Genomic DNA, 18,258 nt, shown 5'->3' with positions numbered 1-18,258 from the left:
ATCCCTCGCCCGCCCATGCCCGGCGTCCTCCGCACCTGCCGCATTCTCGCCTCTTTCCGGGCGCAGCCCCGGACGCGAGGCCGGATCAACCGGTCCACGGCATCCCCGCCGACCCCGAGAGGACCGAGCATGTCCGACCGAACCGCGCCCCTCTGGGGGCTCCTGTCGCGCCTGTCCGCGCGCCGCGCCGTCGCTGCGCCATGCAACACCTGCCGCCTGGACGAGGGCGACCGCCTCTGCGTGCGCTGCCGCCGCTCCCCGTCCGAGATCGCGCGCTGGCCGCGCATGGGCCACGGGGAGCGAGCCGCGGTGCTGCGCGCCGCCGCCGCCCGGCCGCGCCCCGCCGCGCCCGCCATCCCGTGGGCGGCCCCGCCGGGCGCGCCCGCCCCGCGGCGGGAGGCATGGGCGGCGGACCCCGCCACCGGCGAAATGTGGCGCATCCGCACCACCGCGTGACCTTCACACCGCGCCGCCCCGGGCGTAAGTCCCCCGCCAACGCGCCCCGGCCCGGACAGGCCGGGGCCGATTCCGGTTTGGGGATAGGGGGACGTCCATGTTCGGTATCTTCGGCAGCCTGTTCAGCTCGGACATGGCGATCGACCTCGGGACGGCGAACACGCTGGTCTACGTGAAGGGCAAGGGCATCGTCCTGAACGAGCCGTCGGTCGTGGCCTACCACACGAAGAACGGGCGCAAGGAGGTGCTGGCCGTGGGTGAGGACGCCAAGCTGATGCTGGGCCGCACGCCGGGCAGCATCGAGGCGATCCGCCCCATGCGCGAGGGGGTGATCGCGGACTTCGACACCGCCGAGGAGATGATCAAGCACTTCATCCGCAAGGTGCACAAGCGCTCGACCTTCACCAAGCCGAAGATCATCGTCTGCGTCCCCCACGGGGCCACGCCGGTCGAGAAGCGCGCAATCCGGCAGTCCGTGCTGGGCGCGGGCGCGCGCAAGGCGGGCCTGATCGCCGAGCCGATCGCGGCGGCCATCGGGGCGGGGATGCCCATCACGGACCCGACGGGCTCCATGGTCGTGGACATCGGCGGCGGCACCACCGAGGTGGCCGTGATGTCGCTGGCCGACATCGTCTACGCGCGCTCGATCCGGGTGGGCGGCGACCGCATGGACGAGTCGATCATCGCCTACCTGCGGCGGCACCAGAACCTCCTGATCGGCGAGGCGACGGCCGAGCGGCTGAAGAAGGAGATCGGCACCGCGCGGCTGCCCGAGGACGGGCGCGGCGAGGTGATGCAGATCCGCGGGCGCGACCTGCTGAACGGGGTGCCCAAGGAGGTCGAGGTCAGCCAAGCGCAGGTCGCCGAGGCCCTGCAGGAGCCGGTGCAGCAGATCTGCGAGGCGGTGATGACCGCGCTGGAATCCACGCCGCCCGACCTCGCCGCCGACATCGTGGACCGGGGCGTGATGCTGACCGGGGGCGGCGCGCTGTTGGGCGAGCTGGACCTCGCGCTGCGCGAGCAGACGGGGCTGGCCATCTCGGTGGCCGACGAGTCGCTCAACTGCGTTGCCATGGGCACCGGCAAGGCGTTGGAGTACGAGCGCCAGCTCGCCCACGTGATCGACTTCGAGAGCTGAACCGCCCACCGACCGGGGAGGGGGCCGCATGGCCAAGGGACGCAGCAGCGAGGAAGTCTACGCCCGCCCGGTGCGGCGGCTGCTGCTGACGATCACCTGCGTCTGCCTCGTGCTGCTTGTGCTGCTCTGGCGGATCGACAACCCGCGGGCCGAGCGGCTGCGCGCCGCCGTGGTCGACGCGGTGGTGCCGAACGTCGAGTGGGCGCTGGGGCCGGTGACGTGGGCGGGCCACGTCTGGGACGACTTCGAGGGCTACGCGCGGGTCTACGAGCAGAACCGCGAGCTGCGCCGCGAGCTGCAGGCGATGCAGTCGTGGCGCGAGGCCGCGCTGCAACTGGAGCAGGAGAACGCGCGCCTGCTGGACCTGAACCAGGTGCGCCTGTCGCCTGGCCTGACCTACGTGACGGGCGTGGTGATGACCGACAGCGGGTCGCCGTTCCGGCGCTCGGTGCTGATCAACATCGGGCGCGAGGACGGGGTGCGCGACGGCTGGGCCGCGATGGACGGGCTGGGGCTGGTCGGCCGCATCTCGGGCGTGGGCGACCGGACGAGCCGCGTGATCCTCGTGACCGACGGCGACAGCCGCATCCCCGTGACGGTGCAGCCCTCGGGCCTGCGCGCGGTGCTGTCGGGCGACACGACGGCCTTTCCCGTGCTGGAGTTCATCGAGCGGCCCGAGGACGTGCGCGCCGGCGACCGGGTGGTGACCAGCGGCGACGGCGGCGTGTTCCCGCCCGACCTGCTCGTGGGGCGCGTGGTGCTGGCGACGGACGGGCGGCTGCGGCTGCGCCTCGCGGCGGACACGACGCGGCTGGAGTTCCTGCGCATCCTGCGGACCCGCCCGCCCGAGCCCATCGAGGGCACGGGCGAGCTGGTGGCGCCGCCGGGGGCGCCGGGCCTCGCCGTGCCGCTGGCGCAGGCGGGGGACGAGGAGACCGACGCGGGCGAGGGCGGCTGAATGGGCTCCGTCTGGGCATGGCGCACGGTGTTCGTGGGGCTGGCGGCGGCGATCACGTTCTTCGCGCTGCTGCCCTTCGGCGCGTCCGAGACCGCGACGCCGGGGCCGGAGCTGACGATCTGCCTCGTGCTCGCGTGGGTGCTGCGGCGTCCCGACTACGTGCCGCCTTGGCTCTTGGTGGCCGTGATCCTGATGCAGGACGCGCTCCTGATGCGCCCGCTCGGCCTGTGGACGCTGATCGTGCTGCTCGCCGCCGAGTGGCAGCGCCGCCGCGTCGACCAGACCGAGGCGCTCCCCTTCTGGTCCGAGGCCGGCTCCGCCGCGCTGACGATCCTCGCGGCCTTCGCGGCGCAGTACCTCGCGCTCGTGCTGCTTCTCGCCGAGCGGCCCCCGCTGACGGGGCAGGCCCTTCACGCGCTCGCGACCGTGGTGTTCTACGTGCCGGCCGCGCTATTCTCCATGGGGCTCGGGGTCCGGCGCCTCGCGCCCGGCGAACTCGACAGCCTCGGCAGCCGCGCCTGATCCACCGGAGGGTCCACGCATGAAGCGCAACGCGCAGGAACAGTTGCTCGCCTCCCGCATCGTCACCCGGCGCGGCATGGTCGCGGGCGGGCTGATGACGGCGTTCGGCGGGCTGCTGGTCGCGCGGATGGGCCACCTGCAGGTCGACCAGGCCGACCAGTTCCTGCTGCTGGCCGAGGACAACCGCATCAAGATCGAGCCGATCTCGCCCACCCGCGGGCAGATCTTCGACCGCAACGGCATTCCGCTGGCGGGCAACGAGCAGATTTACCGCGTCTCGCTCACCCGCGAGAACGTGGAGGACGTGGACAAGGTGGTCGGCCGGCTGCGCGCCCTCGTCCGCCTCGACGACGAGCAGGTCGAGCGCGCGCTCGAGGAGATGCGCCGCACCCCCGCCCACGTCCCCGTAACGCTGGGCGACCGCCTGACGTGGGAGGACCTGTCGACCATCGCCGTGAACGCGCCCGCCCTGCCGGGGGTGACGCCGGAGGTGGCGCTCGCCCGGTCCTACCCGCTGGGGCAGGACTACGCGCATGTCGTGGGCTACACGGGCCGCGTCTCGGAGCAGGACCTCGAGCGCGACCCGCAGCCGGAGCTGCTGCGCTCGCTGCCGGAGTACCAGATCGGCAAGCTCGGGGCCGAGCGGATCCTCGAGCCGCATCTCCGGGGCCGCGCGGGCAACCGCCGGGTCGAGGTGAACGCCGCCGGGCGCATCATGCGCGAGGTGGGCCGCACCGAGGGCGAGCGCGGCGCGGACGTGCGCCTGTCGATCGACGCGGGGCTGCAGAACTTCGTGCAGGCGCGGCTGGGCGACGAGAGCGCGGCGGCGGTCGTGCTGGACGTCCGCAACGGGGACGTGCTGGCGGCCGTGTCCTCGCCCTCCTACGACCCGAACAAGTTCATCGGCGGCATCTCCGTCCCGGACTTCGCCGAGTTGCGCGACAACGAGCGGCGCCCGCTGCACAACAAGATCGTGCAGGGCCTCTACCCGCCGGGCTCGACCTACAAGATGGTCACGCTGCTCGCGGCGCTGGAGGCGGGCGAGATCAGCCCCGGCGAGCGCATCAACTGCCCGGGCCACCTGACCGTGTCGAACCGGCGCTTCCACTGCTGGAAGCGGGCCGGCCACGGGAGCGTCGACCTCGCGGAGTCGCTGCGCGAGTCCTGCGACGTCTACTACTACGAGCTGGCGCTGCGGACCGGCATCGACCGGATGGCCGCGATGGCGCGCAAGCTCGGCTTCGGGCAGCGGTTCGAGATGGGGATGACCTCGGTCTCGGAGGGCCTGAACCCGACGCGGGAGTGGAAGCGGTCCCGCCGCGGCGAGGAATGGGTGGTGGGCGACAGCCTGAACGCCTCGATCGGGCAGGGCTTCGTGCTGGCCTCGCCGCTGCAGCTGGCGGTGATGACGGCGCGGCTCGCCAGCGGGCTCGAGGTCGAGCCGCGCATGGTCCGCTCGATCGACGGGGTGGACCAGCCGTCGGGCGTGAAGGGGCCGCTGGACCTGCCGCGCTCGTGGCTGGACCTCGTGCGGGACGCGATGGACCAGGTGGTCAACGCGCGCGGCGGCACGGCGGGGCGGTCGCGCTTCGACCTCGCGGGGCAGAAGTTCGCGGGCAAGACCGGCACCTCGCAGGTGCGCAACATCACCGCCGCCGAGCGCGCGCGGGGCGTCGTGCGCAACGAGGACCTGCCGTGGAACCGGCGCGACCACGGCCTGTTCGTCGGCTATGCGCCGCGGGACGATCCGAAATACGCCGTGTCCGTGGTCGTCGAGCATGGCGGCGGCGGCTCGTCGGCAGCGGCGCCGGTGGCGCGCGACGTGATGCTCTACGCGCTGCACGGGGACGTCCCGCCCTTGGAGGCCTACCCGGACGGGCAGCGCGACGAGATCGCCGCGCGGTTCGGCGCGATGGACCTGCAGCGGTTCCCCGGCCGCGTCGGCTGGAGCACGGAGGCATGAGCTTCCTCGAGTACAACGTCGCCCGGGTCCCCCAAGGGCCGCAGAAGCTCCTCGCGCTGAACTGGGCGCTGATCGTGGCGATCTGCGCGGTGGTCGGGATCGGCCTCGTGACGCTCTACTCGGTGGCGGGCGGCGACGCGCGCTGGGCCGAGCCGCAGGCGCAGCGCTTCGTGCTGGGCCTCGTGGCCATGGTGATCGTGGGGATGATCCCGATCTGGTTCTGGCGCAACGTCAGCGCGGTCGTCTACGTGGGCGCGATGCTGCTCCTCGTGGCGGTGGAGCTGGTCGGCGTGACGGGCGGCGGCGCGCAGCGGTGGATCGACCTCGGCTTCATGCGCCTGCAGCCGTCCGAGGTGATGAAGATCGCGCTCGTGATGATGCTCGCGGCCTACTACGACTGGCTGCCGCTGTCGCGCGTGTCCCACCCGGTCTTCGTGGCGATCCCGGTGGCGATCATCTGCCTCCCCGTGCTGCTCGTGATCCAGCAGCCCGACCTCGGCACCTCCATCCTGCTTCTGGCGGGCGGGGGGGCGGTGATGTTCCTCGCGGGGGTGCACTGGGCCTACTTCGCGACCGTCATCGCGGGCGCGGGCGCGGCGGTCTGGGCCGTGCTCCAGTCGCGCGGGCAGTCGTGGCAGATCCTGCAGGACTACCAGTACCGCCGCATCGACACCTTCCTCGACCCGGAGAGCGACCCCTTGGGCGCGGGCTACCACATCACCCAGTCGAAGATCGCGCTGGGGTCGGGGGGCGTGTCCGGCAAAGGCTACCTCCAAGGCACGCAGGCGCGGCTCAACTTCCTGCCCGAGAAGCACACCGACTTCATCTTCACCACCTTGGCCGAGGAGTTCGGGCTGGTGGGGTCGGTCTCGCTGCTGGGCCTCTACTTCGTCATCATCGCGGTCTGCGTCGCGGCCGCCATGCGGATGAAGGACCGCTTCTCCGCGCTCGTGACGGTCGGCGTCGCGGTGACGTTCTTCCTGTTCTTCGCGGTGAACATGTCGATGGTCATGGGCATGGCGCCCGTCGTCGGCGTGCCCCTGCCGCTGGTGAGCTACGGGGGGTCGGCGATGCTCGTGCTGATGGTGGGCTTCGGGATCGTGCAGTCGGCCCACGTGCACCGGCCCCGGCGGGGCGACGAGGGGCGGCTGATCCGGCGCTAGAGGTCGATCGACCCGTCGGGGTTCGTCTCGACCTCCACGTCGTCGCCGGGCCGCTTGCGGCGGATCAGGATGTCGCCGTTCTCCAGCACCTCGGGCGGGTGGTAGGCGTCGAGCCCCCCGAACGCCTCGCCCAGCTGGTCGCGCAGCGCCTCCATCATCGGCTGCGCGTCGTCGGCCAGCGACTGCAGGTCGCGCAGCGCGGGCTCCATCTCCTCGGCCAAGCCCTCCATGAGGAGCCGCAGGCCGCGCTCCATAAGCGAGGGCGGCTCGGCCTCCTGCGCGGCGAGGGGCGTGGCGGCGAGGGCGAGGAGGAGCGCGAGGCGGGTCATGGATCCGAGGATACCTCCGGCGCGAGGTCGAGGACCACCGGGAAGTGGTCGGAGGCGTCGAGGAGGGCGGCTTGCAGCTCGTCGTCGGCCGCGGCGGCGGGGTCGTCGAGAGGGTGGACGATGCGCCACCGGGCGCGGTCCTTCAGATCGCCGGAGACCAGCGCGAAGTCGAGCAGCGCGCCGATGTAGTGCTCCTGCTCCGCGTGCCAGAACCGGGCCGTCTGCGGCGTGGCCACCCCGAGCGCGGGCGGGATGGCGGCGGGGTCGTGCAGCGCGCCCTCGCCCTCGCCGACGACCATCTCGAGGCCGGAGCGCCCGAACAGCGCCTCGAACCGGTCCAGCCCCGGCCCGTCGTTGAAGTCGCCCGCCACGATCATGCTGCGCCCCTCGGCCAGCCGCCCGTCGACCCGCCCGCGCAGCCACGCGCACTGGGCGAGGTGCTTGCGCCGGTTCCTCACCGCCCGGCGGAGCGCCGCGTCTGGGTCGTCGCCGCCCGCCGCCTTGGACTTCGCGTGCACCCCGATCAGGTGGAGCGTCTCGGCCCAGCCCTGCAGGTGGAGGTCCAGCTCCAGGGGCGGCTTGGACCAGACGACCGACGCCCCCTCCGCCTTCCACGTGCCGTCGAAGCGCGGCGCGCGGTCGTGCTCGCCCGGCGCGTGGGCCGGCGTCACCCGCGCGGGGTCGTGCATCAGCGCCAGTTCCTGCTTGGTGTCGTTGCCGAAGCCGATCGCCGTGCGGCGGACGCGCAGTTCGAGCCGCTCGGCGAGGGCCTCGAGCGCGGTCACGGTCGAGCGCCTGCGCGATTCGTCCGGCGCCTCGACGATCAGCGCCGCGTCGGGGTCGAGCGCGCGCAGCACGGTGCCGATGGCCTCGATCTGGCGGGCCTTGGTGACGTTCCAGCGGGCGGACCAGTCGTCGGAGGGGGCGGGGCGGGAATGGTCGTCGAAGAGCGTGTTGAACCACTCGACGTTCCACGTGAGGAAGCGGAAGGACATGACGGGCGAGCTAGGGCGCACCGCGCCCGCGTCAGGCCGCCTCGCGCCGGACCGCCTCCCACGCCCGGTTCACCGCGACCAAGCGGCGCTCGGCGAGGCGGACCGCCTCCTCCGGCAGGCCCCGCGCCATCATCCGGTCGGGATGCGTGTCGCGCACCAGCTTGCGCCACGCGGCCTTCGCCTCCTCGACGCTGGCCCCGGGGCCGACGCCCAGCACCTCGCGCGGGTCCGGCTCGAAGCCCGCCATGCGCGTGGGGACGCAGCGGGCGCGGATGGCCCGGAACTCCCGCTCAGTCAGGCCGAACAGGTCGGCCACGCGATGCAGGAACGCGTCCTCGTCGTCGCCGTAGTGCCCGTCCGCGATGGCGACGTGGAACAGCCCCTCCAGCAGGTCGCGCAGCGCGGGCGCGTCCTCGTCGAACATCGCGCCGACCTTGGCGGCGTAGGCCTCGTAGCCGGCGACGTCCGTGCGGGCGAGGTCGAACACGCGCGCGGCGTGGGCCTCGTCCTCGGGGGGGATGTGGAACACCTCGCGGAAGGCGTGCACCTCCTCCACCGTCACCTGCCCGTCGGCCTTGGCCATCTTGGCCCCCAGCGCGATCACCGCGATGGTGAAGGCCACCGACCGCTCGGGCGGGCCGCGCAGCAGGTCGAACAGCGCCGTCAGCCGCTCGCCGGGGGCGAGCTGCGCGATCAGGTCGAGGATGCGGGTCCAGAGCGACATTGCCGCTATCTAGCGCGCCGCCTGCGCAGGGTCACGCGAGGGTCAGCGCCGCGAGGGCCGCGATCTCGCACATCTGCTGCGTGCCGCCGAGCACGTCGCCGGTCTGCCCGCCCAGCTTGGCGCGCGCGAGGCTGACGCAGGCGAGGGCCGTCAACACGACGGCGAGGGCGGCGAGCAGGCCGGAAAGGCCGGACGGCGCGAGGAGGAGCGCGGCGAGCCCGGCGCCGAGCCAGACCTCCCGCGCGCCGGGGATGCCGACATGGCGCGAGAGCCCGTCCGTCCGCGCCGCGGGCAGGGCGCGCATGGCCCACGCCATCGGCGCGCGGGACGCCGCCGCGGCGGCGGGGAGCGCCCAGAGCAGCGTGCCTTGGTCGAGGGCGGCGGTCGCCAAGGACCACTTGGCCCCGACGCCGACCACCAGCGCCAGCGCCCCGTAGGAGCCGAGGCGGCTGTCGCGCATGATATCCAGCCGCCGCGCGGGCGTGCGGCCGCCCCACAGCCCGTCGGCGCAATCCGCCAGCCCGTCCTCGTGCAGCGCGCCGGTTGCGGCGATCGTCGCGGCGACCGCGAGCAGCGCGGCGAAGGCGGTCGGCAGCCCGAGCGCCGCCGCGCCCGTCCCCGCGAGCGCGCCGAGCAGGCCCACCAGCGCCCCCGCCACGGGCCACGCCCACGCCCCGTCGGCGGCGGGCGACGGCGTGCCGCGAACGGGCAGGCGGGTCATCAGCATCAGGGCGGAGATGAGGTCGGCGCGCATGGGCCGCGTCTGGCCCCCCGGCCCGTCGCCGTCCATACCCGCCGCGAACAGGAGAGCCCCATGCACGACTTCGCCGCCATCCGCGCCGCCCTCGCCGACTGGCCCGGACCCGACACCGCCGCCGCCGCCGCCGCGCGCGAGCGGGACGCCACCCTGACCAAGCCGCCGGGGGCGCTGGGGCGGCTGGAGGACATCGCCGTCTGGGCGGCCGCGTGGCAGGGGACCGAGCGACCGAGGATCGAGCGCCCGCAGGTGCTCGTCTTCGCGGGCAACCACGGGGTCGCCGCGCGGGGCGTCAGCGCGTTCCCGGCGGAGGTGACCGTGCAGATGGTAGCCAACTTCGAGGCCGGGGGCGCCGCGATCAACCAGCTGTCCAAGCTGGCGGGGGCCGAGATGACGGTCCACGCGCTCGACCTCGACCGGCCCACCGGCGACATCGCGGAAGGGCCCGCGATGACCGAGGCCGAGTGCTGCGCGGCCTTCTCCGCCGGGTGGGACGCGGTCGATCCGGAGGCCGACGCGCTGGTCGTGGGCGAGATGGGCATCGCCAACACCACCCCCGCCGCCGCGCTGGCCGCCGCGCTGCTGGGCGGCGACGGCTGGGCCGGGCGCGGCACCGGCGTCGACGATTCCGGGCTGGCCCGCAAGGAGGCCGCCGTGGCCGAGGCGCTGGCGGCCAACCCGGCGCGCACCGGCCTAGAGGCGCTCGCCGCCTTGGGGGGGCGCGAGATCGCGGCCATGGCGGGGGCCATCGCGGCGGCGCGGGCGCGCCGCGTGCCCGTGGTCCTCGACGGGTTCATCTGCGGGGCCGCGGCCCTCGTGCTGCGCGCCGAGCGGGACGACGCGCTGGACCACTGCATCGCGGGGCACCTGTCGGCCGAGGGGGCGCACGAGCGGATGCTCGAGGCGATGGGCAAGGCGCCGATCCTGCGCCTCGGCCTGCGGCTGGGCGAGGGGTCGGGCGCGGCGCTGGCGCTGCAGGTGGTGAAGGGCGCGCTGGCCTGCCACTCGGACATGGCGACCTTCGGCGAGGCGGGGGTGAGCGAGGGCTAGGCGTCCCTCAGTCGGGGACGGGGTAGCCGTTCACCATCGCCATCAGGGTGTCTGCGACCATCTTGGTCTCCGCGCCCCCCGTCACGCCGCCCACGCCCACGCGGCGCCCGAAGCGCCACCACAGGCCGGGCACCCAGCGGCGCTCCATCGGCGCGGACATCCGAACGAGGAAACCGTTGGACGGCTTGAAGGCGAAGGCCCCGCGCTCCACCGCCTCTATGCGGTCCAGCGGCGCGATGACCTCGCCGTCCTCGGTCCACAACCCGTCGCGCCGCAGGACGATGCCCGCCGCCGAGCGGTTCCACCCGCGCAGCGCGAAGGCCAGCGCGAGCACCCCGAGGACGAGCAGGACGATGCGCCATCCGGGCGCCTCCGGCGGCTGCGCCATCGCGAGCCAGAGCAGCAGGAGGCCCAGCAGGCCTTGGGTGCCGAGCGCGAAGACGCGGCGCGGGGCGGAGGCACGCAGGACGTGGAGCGGCTCGGTCACGCGAGCCCCCCGAGCCAGACGACCACGAGGGCGAGCACGGCGACCACGGCCACGCGCCAGCCCGCCGTGACGAAGGCGGCGCGCCAGTCGTGGCGGAGAAACCGTCCTTCGGGGATCGCGTCGAGGTCGCGCTCCAGCGCGGTGCACAGGTCGGCGACGCGCCCGAGGTCGGTGCGGGTCGCGGTGGCGGGGTGGGACAGGCGCGCCTGCGCCTCGACCAGCTCGCGCGCGCGGGTGCGGGCGGCGCGGGGCAGGCGGGTTCCGCTGGCGTCGAGGAGGGCGGGCAGGGGGCGGGGCCGGGCGTGGAGGCGGTCGGCCATGCGGGCGGCGATCGCGTCGATGCGGGCGAGAAGGGCGGCGGGCTCCATGCCGCTTGCCTAGCCAAGCGCGGCGGGGGCCGCTAGGCCCGGCGCATGACCGTCGCGCTGAACGCCATCCATCACGGGCCCGCCGAGGGCGTGCCGCTGCTGATCGCCCACGGGCTCTTCGGGTCCGCCCGCAACTGGGGCGCGGTGGCGAAGCGGCTCTCGGCGACCCGCCCCGTGACGGCGGTGGACATGCGCAACCACGGCCACTCCCCTTGGGCGGAAAATCATTCCTATCAGGACCTTGCGGACGACCTCGCCGCCGCGCTGGCGGGGCCGTCGGACGTGCTGGGGCACTCGATGGGCGGCAAGGCGGCGATGGTGCTCGCACTCGCGCGGCCCGACCTCGTGCGGCGTCTGGTCGTGGCCGACATCGCGCCCGTCGGCTACGGCCACACGCAGGCGCCGCTGATCCACGCGATGCGGGACGTGGACCTGTCGGGGGTCACCCGCAGGTCCGAGGCCGACCTCGCCGCGCCGGATGACGGCACCCGCGCGTTCCTGCTGCAAAGCCTTGACGTGGAAGGGAAACGCTGGCGGCTGAACCTCGACGTGCTGGAGCGGGAGATGGACCGGATCATCGGCTTCCCCGAGGTGTCGGGCACCTTCGAGGGGCCCGTCCTGTTCCTGACGGGGGGGGCGTCGGACTACGTGCGGCCCGCGCATCACGACCGCATCCGCGCGCTGTTCCCGGACGCCCGGTTCGAGACGGTCGAGGGGGCGGGCCACTGGCTGCACGCGGAGCGGCCGCGGGAGTTCGTGGCCGCCGTCGAGGGGTTCCTCGCGGGCTGACGGCGTCATGCCGCGGGTGCGAAGGACGGGCGGGCGGACCCCCTCCCGGCGGCCGTTCCGTACGAAACGTACGTCCCCGGCGGGGCGGCCTTCACGTTCCGTACGTCCGACGGTCAGGCCGTCAGGCCCTCCGGCGTGGGGAGGTCGTGCTGGCGGCAGCAGGCCGTCACCGTGTTCGCCAGAAGGCAGGCGATGGTCATCGGTCCGACCCCGCCGGGGACGGGGGTGATGGCGTCCGCCACGCGGGACGCGGCGGCGAAGTCCACGTCGCCCACGAGGCGGGTCTTGCCCGGCTTGTCGGGATGCGGCTGGCGGGTGATGCCCACGTCGATGACGGTGGCGCCCGGCCTGACCCAGTCGCCGCGCACCATCTCGGCCCGGCCCACGGCAGCCACGAGGATGTCGGCGCGGCGGGCGACCTCCGGCAGGTCCTTCGTGCGGGAATGGGCGATGGTGACGGTGCAGTTCTCGCGCAGCAGGAGCTGCGCCATCGGCTTGCCGAAGAGGTTGGAGCGCCCGATCACGACCGCGTTCTTGCCCGTCATGTCGCCGAGGCGGTCGCGCAGCAGCATCAGGCAGCCCAGCGGCGTGCAGGAGACGAGCGCGTCGCCCCCGGTGGCGAGGAGGCCCGCGTTCGTGACCGACAGCCCGTCCACGTCCTTGGCGGGGTCGATGCGGGCGACGGTGCGCCTCTCGGACAGGTGGCCGGGGACGGGGAACTGGCAGAGGATGCCGTGGACGGAACCGTCGGCGTTGAGGCGGTCGATCAGGGCGAAGAGGTCGGCCTCGGTGGTGTCGGCGGGCAGGCGGTGCTCGAAGCTCTCCATCCCGACCTCGACCGTCGCCTTGTGCTTGTGGCCGACATAGACCTCGGACGCCGGGTCCTCGCCCACGAGGATGACGGCGAGGCCGGGGGTGACGCCGTGGTCGGCCTTCAGGCGCGACACCTCGGCGGAAACCTTGGCGCGGACGCCCGCGGCGAAGGCCTTGCCGTCGATCACCGCGCCGCCCGCGCGCGGCGCGGCGACGGGGGGCGCGACCGCGCCGGTGGCCGATTGGATGGTGCCGTCGGGGGCGGTGGTTTCGGTGTCGGTCATCTCGATCCCTCTTGCATGAGGGGCGCCGCCCCTCGCCGCGTGCCGCGGCTCACCCCGGAGTATTTCGGGACCATCGAAGGAGGGCCAGCTTCGATGTTCCGGAAATACTCCCGCCGGAGGCCCGGGCCGGGCGGGGCTCGATGCCCCGCCCGGCCCGGTCCCGTCAGAACAGCCCCTCGACCAGCCCCTCGTCGTTGAGCCGGATCGACTCGGCGGCGGGCACGCGGGGCAGGCCGGGCATGGTCATGATCTCCCCGCAGACGGCGACGACGAAGCCCGCGCCTGCCGACAGGCGCACCTCGCGCACGGGGACGGAGTGGCCCGTGGGCGCGCCGCGCAGGTTGGGGTCGGTGGAGAACGAGTACTGCGTCTTGGCCATGCAGACGGGCAGGTGGCCGTAGCCCATCTCCTCCCACGCGCGAAGCTGGTCGCGGATCTTCTTGTCCATCAGCGCCTCGTCGGCGCGGTAGATGCGCTTGCAGATGGTCTGGATCTTCTCGGCGAGCGGCATGTCGTCGGGGTAGATCGGCGCGAAGTTCGCGGTGCCCGCGTCGGCCAGCTCGGCCACGCGGGCGGCGAGGTCGGCGGACCCTTCGGAGCCCTTCTCCCAGTGCTTGGACAGGATCGCCTCGGAGCCCTGCGTCGCCACGTAGTCCCGGATCGCCTGCACCTCGGCGTCGGTGTCGGTGACGAAGTGGTTGATCGCCACCACGACGGGGACGCCGAACGACTTGAGGTTCTCGATGTGGCGCCCGAGGTTGGCGCAGCCCTTGCGCACGGCGTCCACGTTCTCGGCCCCGAGGTCCGCCTTGGCCACGCCGCCGTTCATCTTCATCGCGCGCACGGTGGCGACGCAGACCACCACGGCGGGCTTCAGCCCCGCCTTGCGGCACTTGATGTTCATGAACTTCTCGGCGCCGAGGTCGGCGCCGAAGCCGGCCTCCGTCACCACGTAGTCGGCGAGCTTGAGCGCGGTCTTGGTGGCGATGACCGAGTTGCAGCCATGCGCGATGTTGGCGAACGGGCCGCCGTGGACGAAGGCGGGGTTGTTCTCGAGCGTCTGGACGAGGTTGGGCTGGATCGCGTCCTTGAGCAGCACCGCCATCGCGCCGTCGGCCTTGATGTCGGCGCAGGTGACGGCGGTGCGGTCGCGGCGGTAGGCCACGATCATGCGGCCCAGCCGGTCCTGCAGGTCGGCGAGGTCGGAGGCGAGGCAGAGGCAGGCCATCACCTCGGAGGCGACGGTGATGTCGAAGCCCGCCTCGCGCGGGAAGCCGTTGGCCACGCCGCCGAGCGAGGCCGTGATCTGGCGCAGCGCGCGGTCGTTCATGTCCACGACGCGCCGCCAGACGACGCGGCGGGTGTCGATCTCCAGCTCGTTGCCCCAGTAGACGTGGTTGTCGATCATGGCCGAGAGCAGCGAGTGCGCGGAGGTGATCGCGTGGAAGTCGCCGGTGAAGTGGAGGTTCATCTCCTCCATGGGCACGATCTGGGCGTAGCCGCCGCCCGCCGCGCCGCCTTTCATGCCGAAGTTGGGGCCGAGCGAGGCCTCGCGGATGCAGACCATCGCGTTCCGCCCGATGCGGTTGAGCCCGTCGCCAAGGCCCACGGTGGTGGTCGTCTTGCCCTCGCCCGCCGGGGTCGGGTTGATCGCGGTGACGAGGATCAGCTTGCCGTCCTCGCGGTCGCCGAGGCCGTCGATGAAGGACTGGCCGACCTTCGCCTTGTCGTGGCCGTAGGGCAGCAGGCTCCCGGCGGGGATGCCCAGCCGCTCGCCGATCTCCATGATGGGCTTCTTGGACGCCTCGCGCGCGATCTCGATGTCGGTCTTGTGTGCCATGGTCTACCCCCGCCGGCTCTCGCCCCGTCCTAGGACGGGCGGGCGCGGGGCGCGACACCCGAATGCGACAGGACGCGGCGCGGGGACGGCGCGGCGGGCGAGCCGTGGCGGGAATCGCCCGCGGGGCCGCGGGCGGGCGCGGGGAACCGGATCGGGAGTTCGGTGTTCTCCTATCGACGGGACGACAGACGCATCGTCACCCCCCCGACGATCCCCCGCAGAGGGGACGCCGGATCGAGCCATCGGATCACTGCCATGACCGCTTCCGCTATCCTCGTCCACGCCGGCGTCTTCGCCGGGGTCGCCCTCGCGCTGCTGACGGGCCTCGCGCTGGCCTAGGCGCCGCGCCACGCCCGCTGCGCGGGCAGGTGGAGGCGCAGCGCGTCGCCGACGCGAACGACGCCCTCCCGCTCGACCCACGCGGTGACGCCGCGCCGGTCCTTGGCCGCCGCCTTGAAGGCGCGCCCGTGGCCGGGCCGCTCCGCCTCGATCACGGGGGCGGGCAGCATGCAGGGGCGGTTCTCCATGTCCACCACGATGGTCGCGCCCGAGGGCGGGCCGTCCGTCTCGACCTGCAGCCGGGCCGAGGGCGGCAGGTGGGTGAAGTCCGGCAGGCCCGACACGACCATCGTCGCCCCGACCCACGCCGGGTCGAACCCGTCGAGCCCCATCTCGGCGGCGACGGCGTCCAGCTCCTCCCGCGAGACCACCGACAGTTGACGGATGTTGCGGATCTCCGTGCCGCGCGGGTGCTGTGCCGTGACGCGCGAGCAGGAGGGTCTGACGAGGCCGCCGTGGTCCTCGCCCTCGGGTCCGGCGAAGGTCAGGGTCAGCGCGTCGCGCGGGGCGGAGGCCAAGGCGGCGTCGCGGTCGGGGACCACGCCCAGCCATTCGACGCGGGCGCGGTGTTCGGTGGGTTCGAGCGCGGGCATGGGCGGTCCTCCTGCGGCGGCGGCTAGCAGGCGTCGGGCCCCGGCCTCAAATCACCTTCCGTCACGGATCGAAGCAATCGGCGCGGGCGGGGCGTCCGTCCCGCGCCGCCACGCCACGGTGGCCGCGATCAGGAGCAGCAGGGCGAAGAGCAGCTCCAGCACCTCCTCGACGCGGCTGAGGGCGAGCACGGTCTCGGGCGGGACGTCGATGCCGAAGGGCGCGAGCTTGCGCCCGATCCCGTCGAAGGACTTGGCGACCACGACCGCCACGATGGCGGTGCCCACGAGCCACGGCCACGCCGCGCCCGCGCGCAGCGCGCGCCACGCGGCGGGCAGGTCGCGCGCCACCCGCCACAGGCAGACGAGCGCGAGCACGATCACGAAGAGGCCGAGCAGCTTGACCGCGAGGGGGGCGTCGCCGCTGTAGGTGCGGGCCTTGAGGAGGCCGGGCTCGACCGCCTTGTCGAGGTCGAACTCGCGCATCGTCAGCAGCGCGCCGAGCATGGGGAGGTGCCAGAGCCGCGGCGCGCGGACGGCGCGCCACAGCAGCACGGCGGTGAGGATCGCGAGGAGCGCGGCGGTGCCGAGTTCGACGGGGCCGCTCTCGGACCAGAAGGCGTCGGACATGAGGGGCTCCCGCGTGGCGTCGGGGATCGGTAGCCGGGGGATCGCCGAAGCGAAAGGCCCCGGATCGCTCCGGGGCCTTCGTCGATCGGGTGGGCCGGGCCGGTCAGGTCGGCTGCGGCTCGGGGCCGCCCGCGTCGGGGGCCTTGGGGCGCGGCTTGGTCTTGGGGACCGCCGTGAGGGACGAGCCCCCGGTCGTGTCCGTGCCGTCGTCGTCGTCGCCGCGGTTGAGCGGCTCGCCGTTTATGACCTTCATGATCTCCGGCCCGGTCAGCGTCTCGTACTCGAGGAGGCCCTGCGCCAGCCGCTCGAGGTCGTCGCGCTTGTCGGTGAGGATCTGCTTGGCGGTCTCGTAGCCGGTCTGGACGAGCTCGCGCACCTTCTCGTCGATGATGCGCTGGGTCGTGCCCGAGATCTTCGCCCCGCCGGAATAGCTGCCGAGGTAGGACTGCTGCTCGTCGGCGTAGTCGACGAAGCCCAGCTCGTCCGCGTAGCCGAACTGGGTGACCATCGCGCGGGCGATCTTGGTCACCTGCTGGATGTCGGAGGCCGCGCCGGAGGTGACGTTCTCCTTGCCGAACACCAGTTCCTCGGCCACGCGCCCGCCCATCGCCATGGCGATCTTGGACGTGTACTTGGTCCAGCTGACCGAGAGCTGGTCGCGCTCGGGCAGCGACAGCACGAGGCCCAAGGCGCGACCGCGCGGGATGATCGTGGCCTTGTGGATGGGGTCGTGCTGCGGGACGTTGAGGCCGACGATCGCGTGGCCCGCCTCGTGGTAGGCGGTCAGCTTCTTCTCGTCCTCGGTCATGACCATGGACCGGCGCTCGGCCCCCATCATCACCTTGTCCTTGGCGGACTCGAAATCCTCCATCGTGACGACCCGTCGGCCGACGCGGGCGGCCATGAGCGCGGCCTCGTTGACGAGGTTGGCGAGGTCGGCGCCCGAGAAGCCGGGCGTGCCGCGCGCGATGATCCGCAGGTCGACGTCGGCGCCCAAGGGCACCTTGCGGGCGTGGACGCCGAGGATGCGCTCGCGGCCCTTGATGTCGGGGTTGGGCACCTGGACCTGGCGGTCGAAGCGGCCGGGGCGCAGCAGCGCGGGGTCCAGCACGTCCGGGCGGTTGGTGGCCGCGACGATGATGATGCCCTCGTTGGCCTCGAAGCCGTCCATCTCGACGAGGAGCTGGTTGAGCGTCTGCTCGCGCTCGTCGTTGCCGCCGCCGTAGCCCACGCCGCGGGACCGGCCCACGGCGTCGATCTCGTCGATGAAGACGATGCAGGGCGCGTTCTTCTTGGCCTGCTCGAACATGTCGCGCACGCGCGACGCGCCGACGCCCACGAACATCTCCACGAAGTCGGAGCCGGAGATGGTGAAGAAGGGGACGCCCGCCTCGCCCGCGATGGCGCGGGCCAGAAGGGTCTTGCCGGTGCCCGGAGGGCCGACCAGCAGGGCGCCCTTGGGGATCTTGCCGCCCAAGCGCGAGAACTTCTGCGGGTTGCGCAGGAACTCGACGATCTCCTCCAGCTCCTCCTTGGCCTCGTCGATGCCGGCGACGTCGTCGAAGGTGACGCGCCCGTGCTTCTCGGTCAGGAGCTTGGCCTTGGACTTGCCGAAGCCCATCGCGCCGCCGCGCCCGCCGCCCTGCATCCGGTTCATGAAGAAGATCCAGATGCCGATGAGGATGATCATCGGGAGCCAGAGGCCGAGAGCCGACAGGAAGCCCGACCGCTCCTGCGCGGTGGCGGTGACGTCGACCTCGCGCTCGAGCAGGAGCTCGGTCACGTCCACGTCGGCGGGCTTGATCGCCACCTGCTGCTGGCCGCCGGCACCGCGGAACACGATCCGCTCGCCGTCGAGGGTCACCTCTTGGACCTGTCCGCTCTCGACCTGCTCGACGAAGTCGGAATAGGCCACGTCCCGCCCCGCCGTGCCGCTCGCTCCGCCCGAGAAGAGCTGGAACAGGGCCATGACGAGGACGAAGAGCACGACCCAGAAGGCGATGTTGCGTGCGTTGCCCAAGGAATCTCTCCGGGGATGAGGGGTGCGCCCGATCGAGGCGCGT

The 18,258-nt window shown here is 73.1% G+C and carries 19 protein-coding genes; 8 read left to right on the top strand and 11 right to left on the bottom strand.

Annotation, left to right across the window (positions count from 1 at the left end; translation table 11 throughout):
* The first annotated feature begins 129 nt into the window (after positions 1-129).
* The 6 genes from JQC91_RS00440 to rodA all read left to right on the top strand — a co-directional run bounded on the left by JQC91_RS00440 (position 130) and on the right by rodA (position 6,200).
* Complete coding sequence (locus JQC91_RS00440; RefSeq protein WP_203284807.1) at positions 130-456, top strand: DUF1289 domain-containing protein; 327 nt, start codon at positions 130-132, stop codon at positions 454-456.
* Between the two features lie 97 nt (positions 457-553).
* Positions 554-1,594 carry a rod shape-determining protein gene (locus tag JQC91_RS00435; protein WP_203284806.1) on the top strand — a complete coding sequence of 347 codons (1,041 nt, stop codon included), beginning with the start codon at positions 554-556 and terminating at the stop codon, positions 1,592-1,594.
* Positions 1,595-1,622: 28 nt separating this feature from the next.
* Entirely contained in the window at positions 1,623-2,552 is a 930-nt protein-coding gene (gene mreC / locus JQC91_RS00430; protein ID WP_203284805.1) for a rod shape-determining protein MreC, read from the top strand.
* On the top strand, positions 2,553-3,074 hold the full coding sequence (locus JQC91_RS00425) for a rod shape-determining protein MreD (RefSeq protein ID WP_203284804.1): 522 nt from the start codon (positions 2,553-2,555) through the stop codon (positions 3,072-3,074).
* A gap of 19 nt (positions 3,075-3,093) precedes the next feature.
* Positions 3,094-5,037 (top strand): penicillin-binding protein 2, encoded by a 1,944-nt coding sequence (gene mrdA, locus JQC91_RS00420; protein WP_203284803.1) that lies wholly within the window; start codon positions 3,094-3,096, stop codon positions 5,035-5,037.
* Complete coding sequence (gene rodA / locus JQC91_RS00415; protein WP_203284802.1) at positions 5,034-6,200, top strand: rod shape-determining protein RodA; 1,167 nt, start codon at positions 5,034-5,036, stop codon at positions 6,198-6,200. The genes mrdA and rodA overlap by 4 nt, the downstream gene beginning before the upstream one ends.
* Here the strand turns inward: rodA and JQC91_RS00410 are convergent.
* Genes JQC91_RS00410 through JQC91_RS00395 form a run of 4 tightly spaced genes read right to left on the bottom strand, consistent with a single transcriptional unit; the run spans position 6,197 to position 9,002 of the window.
* On the bottom strand, positions 6,197-6,529 hold the full coding sequence (locus JQC91_RS00410) for a hypothetical protein (RefSeq protein ID WP_203284801.1): 333 nt from the start codon (positions 6,527-6,529) through the stop codon (positions 6,197-6,199). The two genes, rodA and JQC91_RS00410, sit on opposite strands and share 4 nt — an antisense overlap.
* Positions 6,526-7,524, bottom strand: coding sequence for an endonuclease/exonuclease/phosphatase family protein (locus JQC91_RS00405; RefSeq protein WP_203284800.1), 999 nt, complete (start codon positions 7,522-7,524; stop codon positions 6,526-6,528). Before JQC91_RS00405 ends, JQC91_RS00410 begins: the two co-directional genes overlap by 4 nt.
* A 31-nt stretch (positions 7,525-7,555) precedes the next feature.
* Positions 7,556-8,248 (bottom strand): molecular chaperone DjiA, encoded by a 693-nt coding sequence (locus JQC91_RS00400; protein WP_203284799.1) that lies wholly within the window; start codon positions 8,246-8,248, stop codon positions 7,556-7,558.
* 31 nt (positions 8,249-8,279) lie between these two features.
* Entirely contained in the window at positions 8,280-9,002 is a 723-nt protein-coding gene (locus JQC91_RS00395; RefSeq protein ID WP_203284798.1) for an adenosylcobinamide-GDP ribazoletransferase, read from the bottom strand.
* Between the two features lie 60 nt (positions 9,003-9,062).
* Between JQC91_RS00395 and cobT the strand changes: the two genes are divergently transcribed.
* A complete protein-coding gene (gene cobT / locus JQC91_RS00390) occupies positions 9,063-10,055 on the top strand; it encodes a nicotinate-nucleotide--dimethylbenzimidazole phosphoribosyltransferase (protein ID WP_203284797.1) in 993 nt (330 codons plus the stop codon).
* A gap of 7 nt (positions 10,056-10,062) precedes the next feature.
* Here cobT and JQC91_RS00385 read toward each other — a convergent pair whose 3' ends face one another.
* The gene (locus JQC91_RS00385; protein WP_203284796.1) at positions 10,063-10,542 is read right to left on the bottom strand and encodes a hypothetical protein; all 480 of its coding nucleotides are present in this window, start codon (positions 10,540-10,542) and stop codon (positions 10,063-10,065) included.
* Positions 10,539-10,910, bottom strand: coding sequence for a hypothetical protein (locus JQC91_RS00380; protein WP_203284795.1), 372 nt, complete (start codon positions 10,908-10,910; stop codon positions 10,539-10,541). The genes JQC91_RS00385 and JQC91_RS00380 overlap by 4 nt, the downstream gene beginning before the upstream one ends.
* Positions 10,911-10,955: 45 nt before the next feature.
* Between JQC91_RS00380 and JQC91_RS00375 the strand changes: the two genes are divergently transcribed.
* Positions 10,956-11,699: an alpha/beta fold hydrolase gene (locus JQC91_RS00375; protein WP_203284794.1), complete on the top strand. Its 744-nt coding sequence runs from the start codon at positions 10,956-10,958 to the stop codon at positions 11,697-11,699.
* Positions 11,700-11,812: 113 nt separating this feature from the next.
* On the opposite strand, the gene folD is transcribed toward JQC91_RS00375, so the two are convergent.
* The 5 genes from folD to ftsH form a co-directional block, all read right to left on the bottom strand.
* Positions 11,813-12,796 carry a bifunctional methylenetetrahydrofolate dehydrogenase/methenyltetrahydrofolate cyclohydrolase FolD gene (folD, locus tag JQC91_RS00370; protein ID WP_203284793.1) on the bottom strand — a complete coding sequence of 328 codons (984 nt, stop codon included), beginning with the start codon at positions 12,794-12,796 and terminating at the stop codon, positions 11,813-11,815.
* 163 nt (positions 12,797-12,959) lie between these two features.
* Positions 12,960-14,636 carry a formate--tetrahydrofolate ligase gene (locus JQC91_RS00365; RefSeq protein WP_203284792.1) on the bottom strand — a complete coding sequence of 559 codons (1,677 nt, stop codon included), beginning with the start codon at positions 14,634-14,636 and terminating at the stop codon, positions 12,960-12,962.
* Between the two features lie 335 nt (positions 14,637-14,971).
* A complete protein-coding gene (locus JQC91_RS00360; RefSeq protein WP_203284791.1) occupies positions 14,972-15,568 on the bottom strand; it encodes an MOSC domain-containing protein in 597 nt (198 codons plus the stop codon).
* Positions 15,569-15,619: 51 nt separating this feature from the next.
* The gene (locus JQC91_RS00355) at positions 15,620-16,195 is read right to left on the bottom strand and encodes a hypothetical protein (protein WP_203284790.1); all 576 of its coding nucleotides are present in this window, start codon (positions 16,193-16,195) and stop codon (positions 15,620-15,622) included.
* Positions 16,196-16,298: 103 nt separating this feature from the next.
* Positions 16,299-18,215 (bottom strand): ATP-dependent zinc metalloprotease FtsH, encoded by a 1,917-nt coding sequence (gene ftsH / locus JQC91_RS00350; protein ID WP_203284789.1) that lies wholly within the window; start codon positions 18,213-18,215, stop codon positions 16,299-16,301.
* Between the last annotated feature and the right edge of the window lie 43 nt (positions 18,216-18,258).

Origin of the sequence: Jannaschia sp. Os4, assembly GCF_016820245.1 — a bacterium.
In the GTDB taxonomy this organism is placed as follows: Bacteria; Pseudomonadota; Alphaproteobacteria; order Rhodobacterales; family Rhodobacteraceae; genus Jannaschia.
Note: the sequence above shows the minus strand (reverse complement) of the source record. Positions and strands in the feature narration are given on the sequence as shown.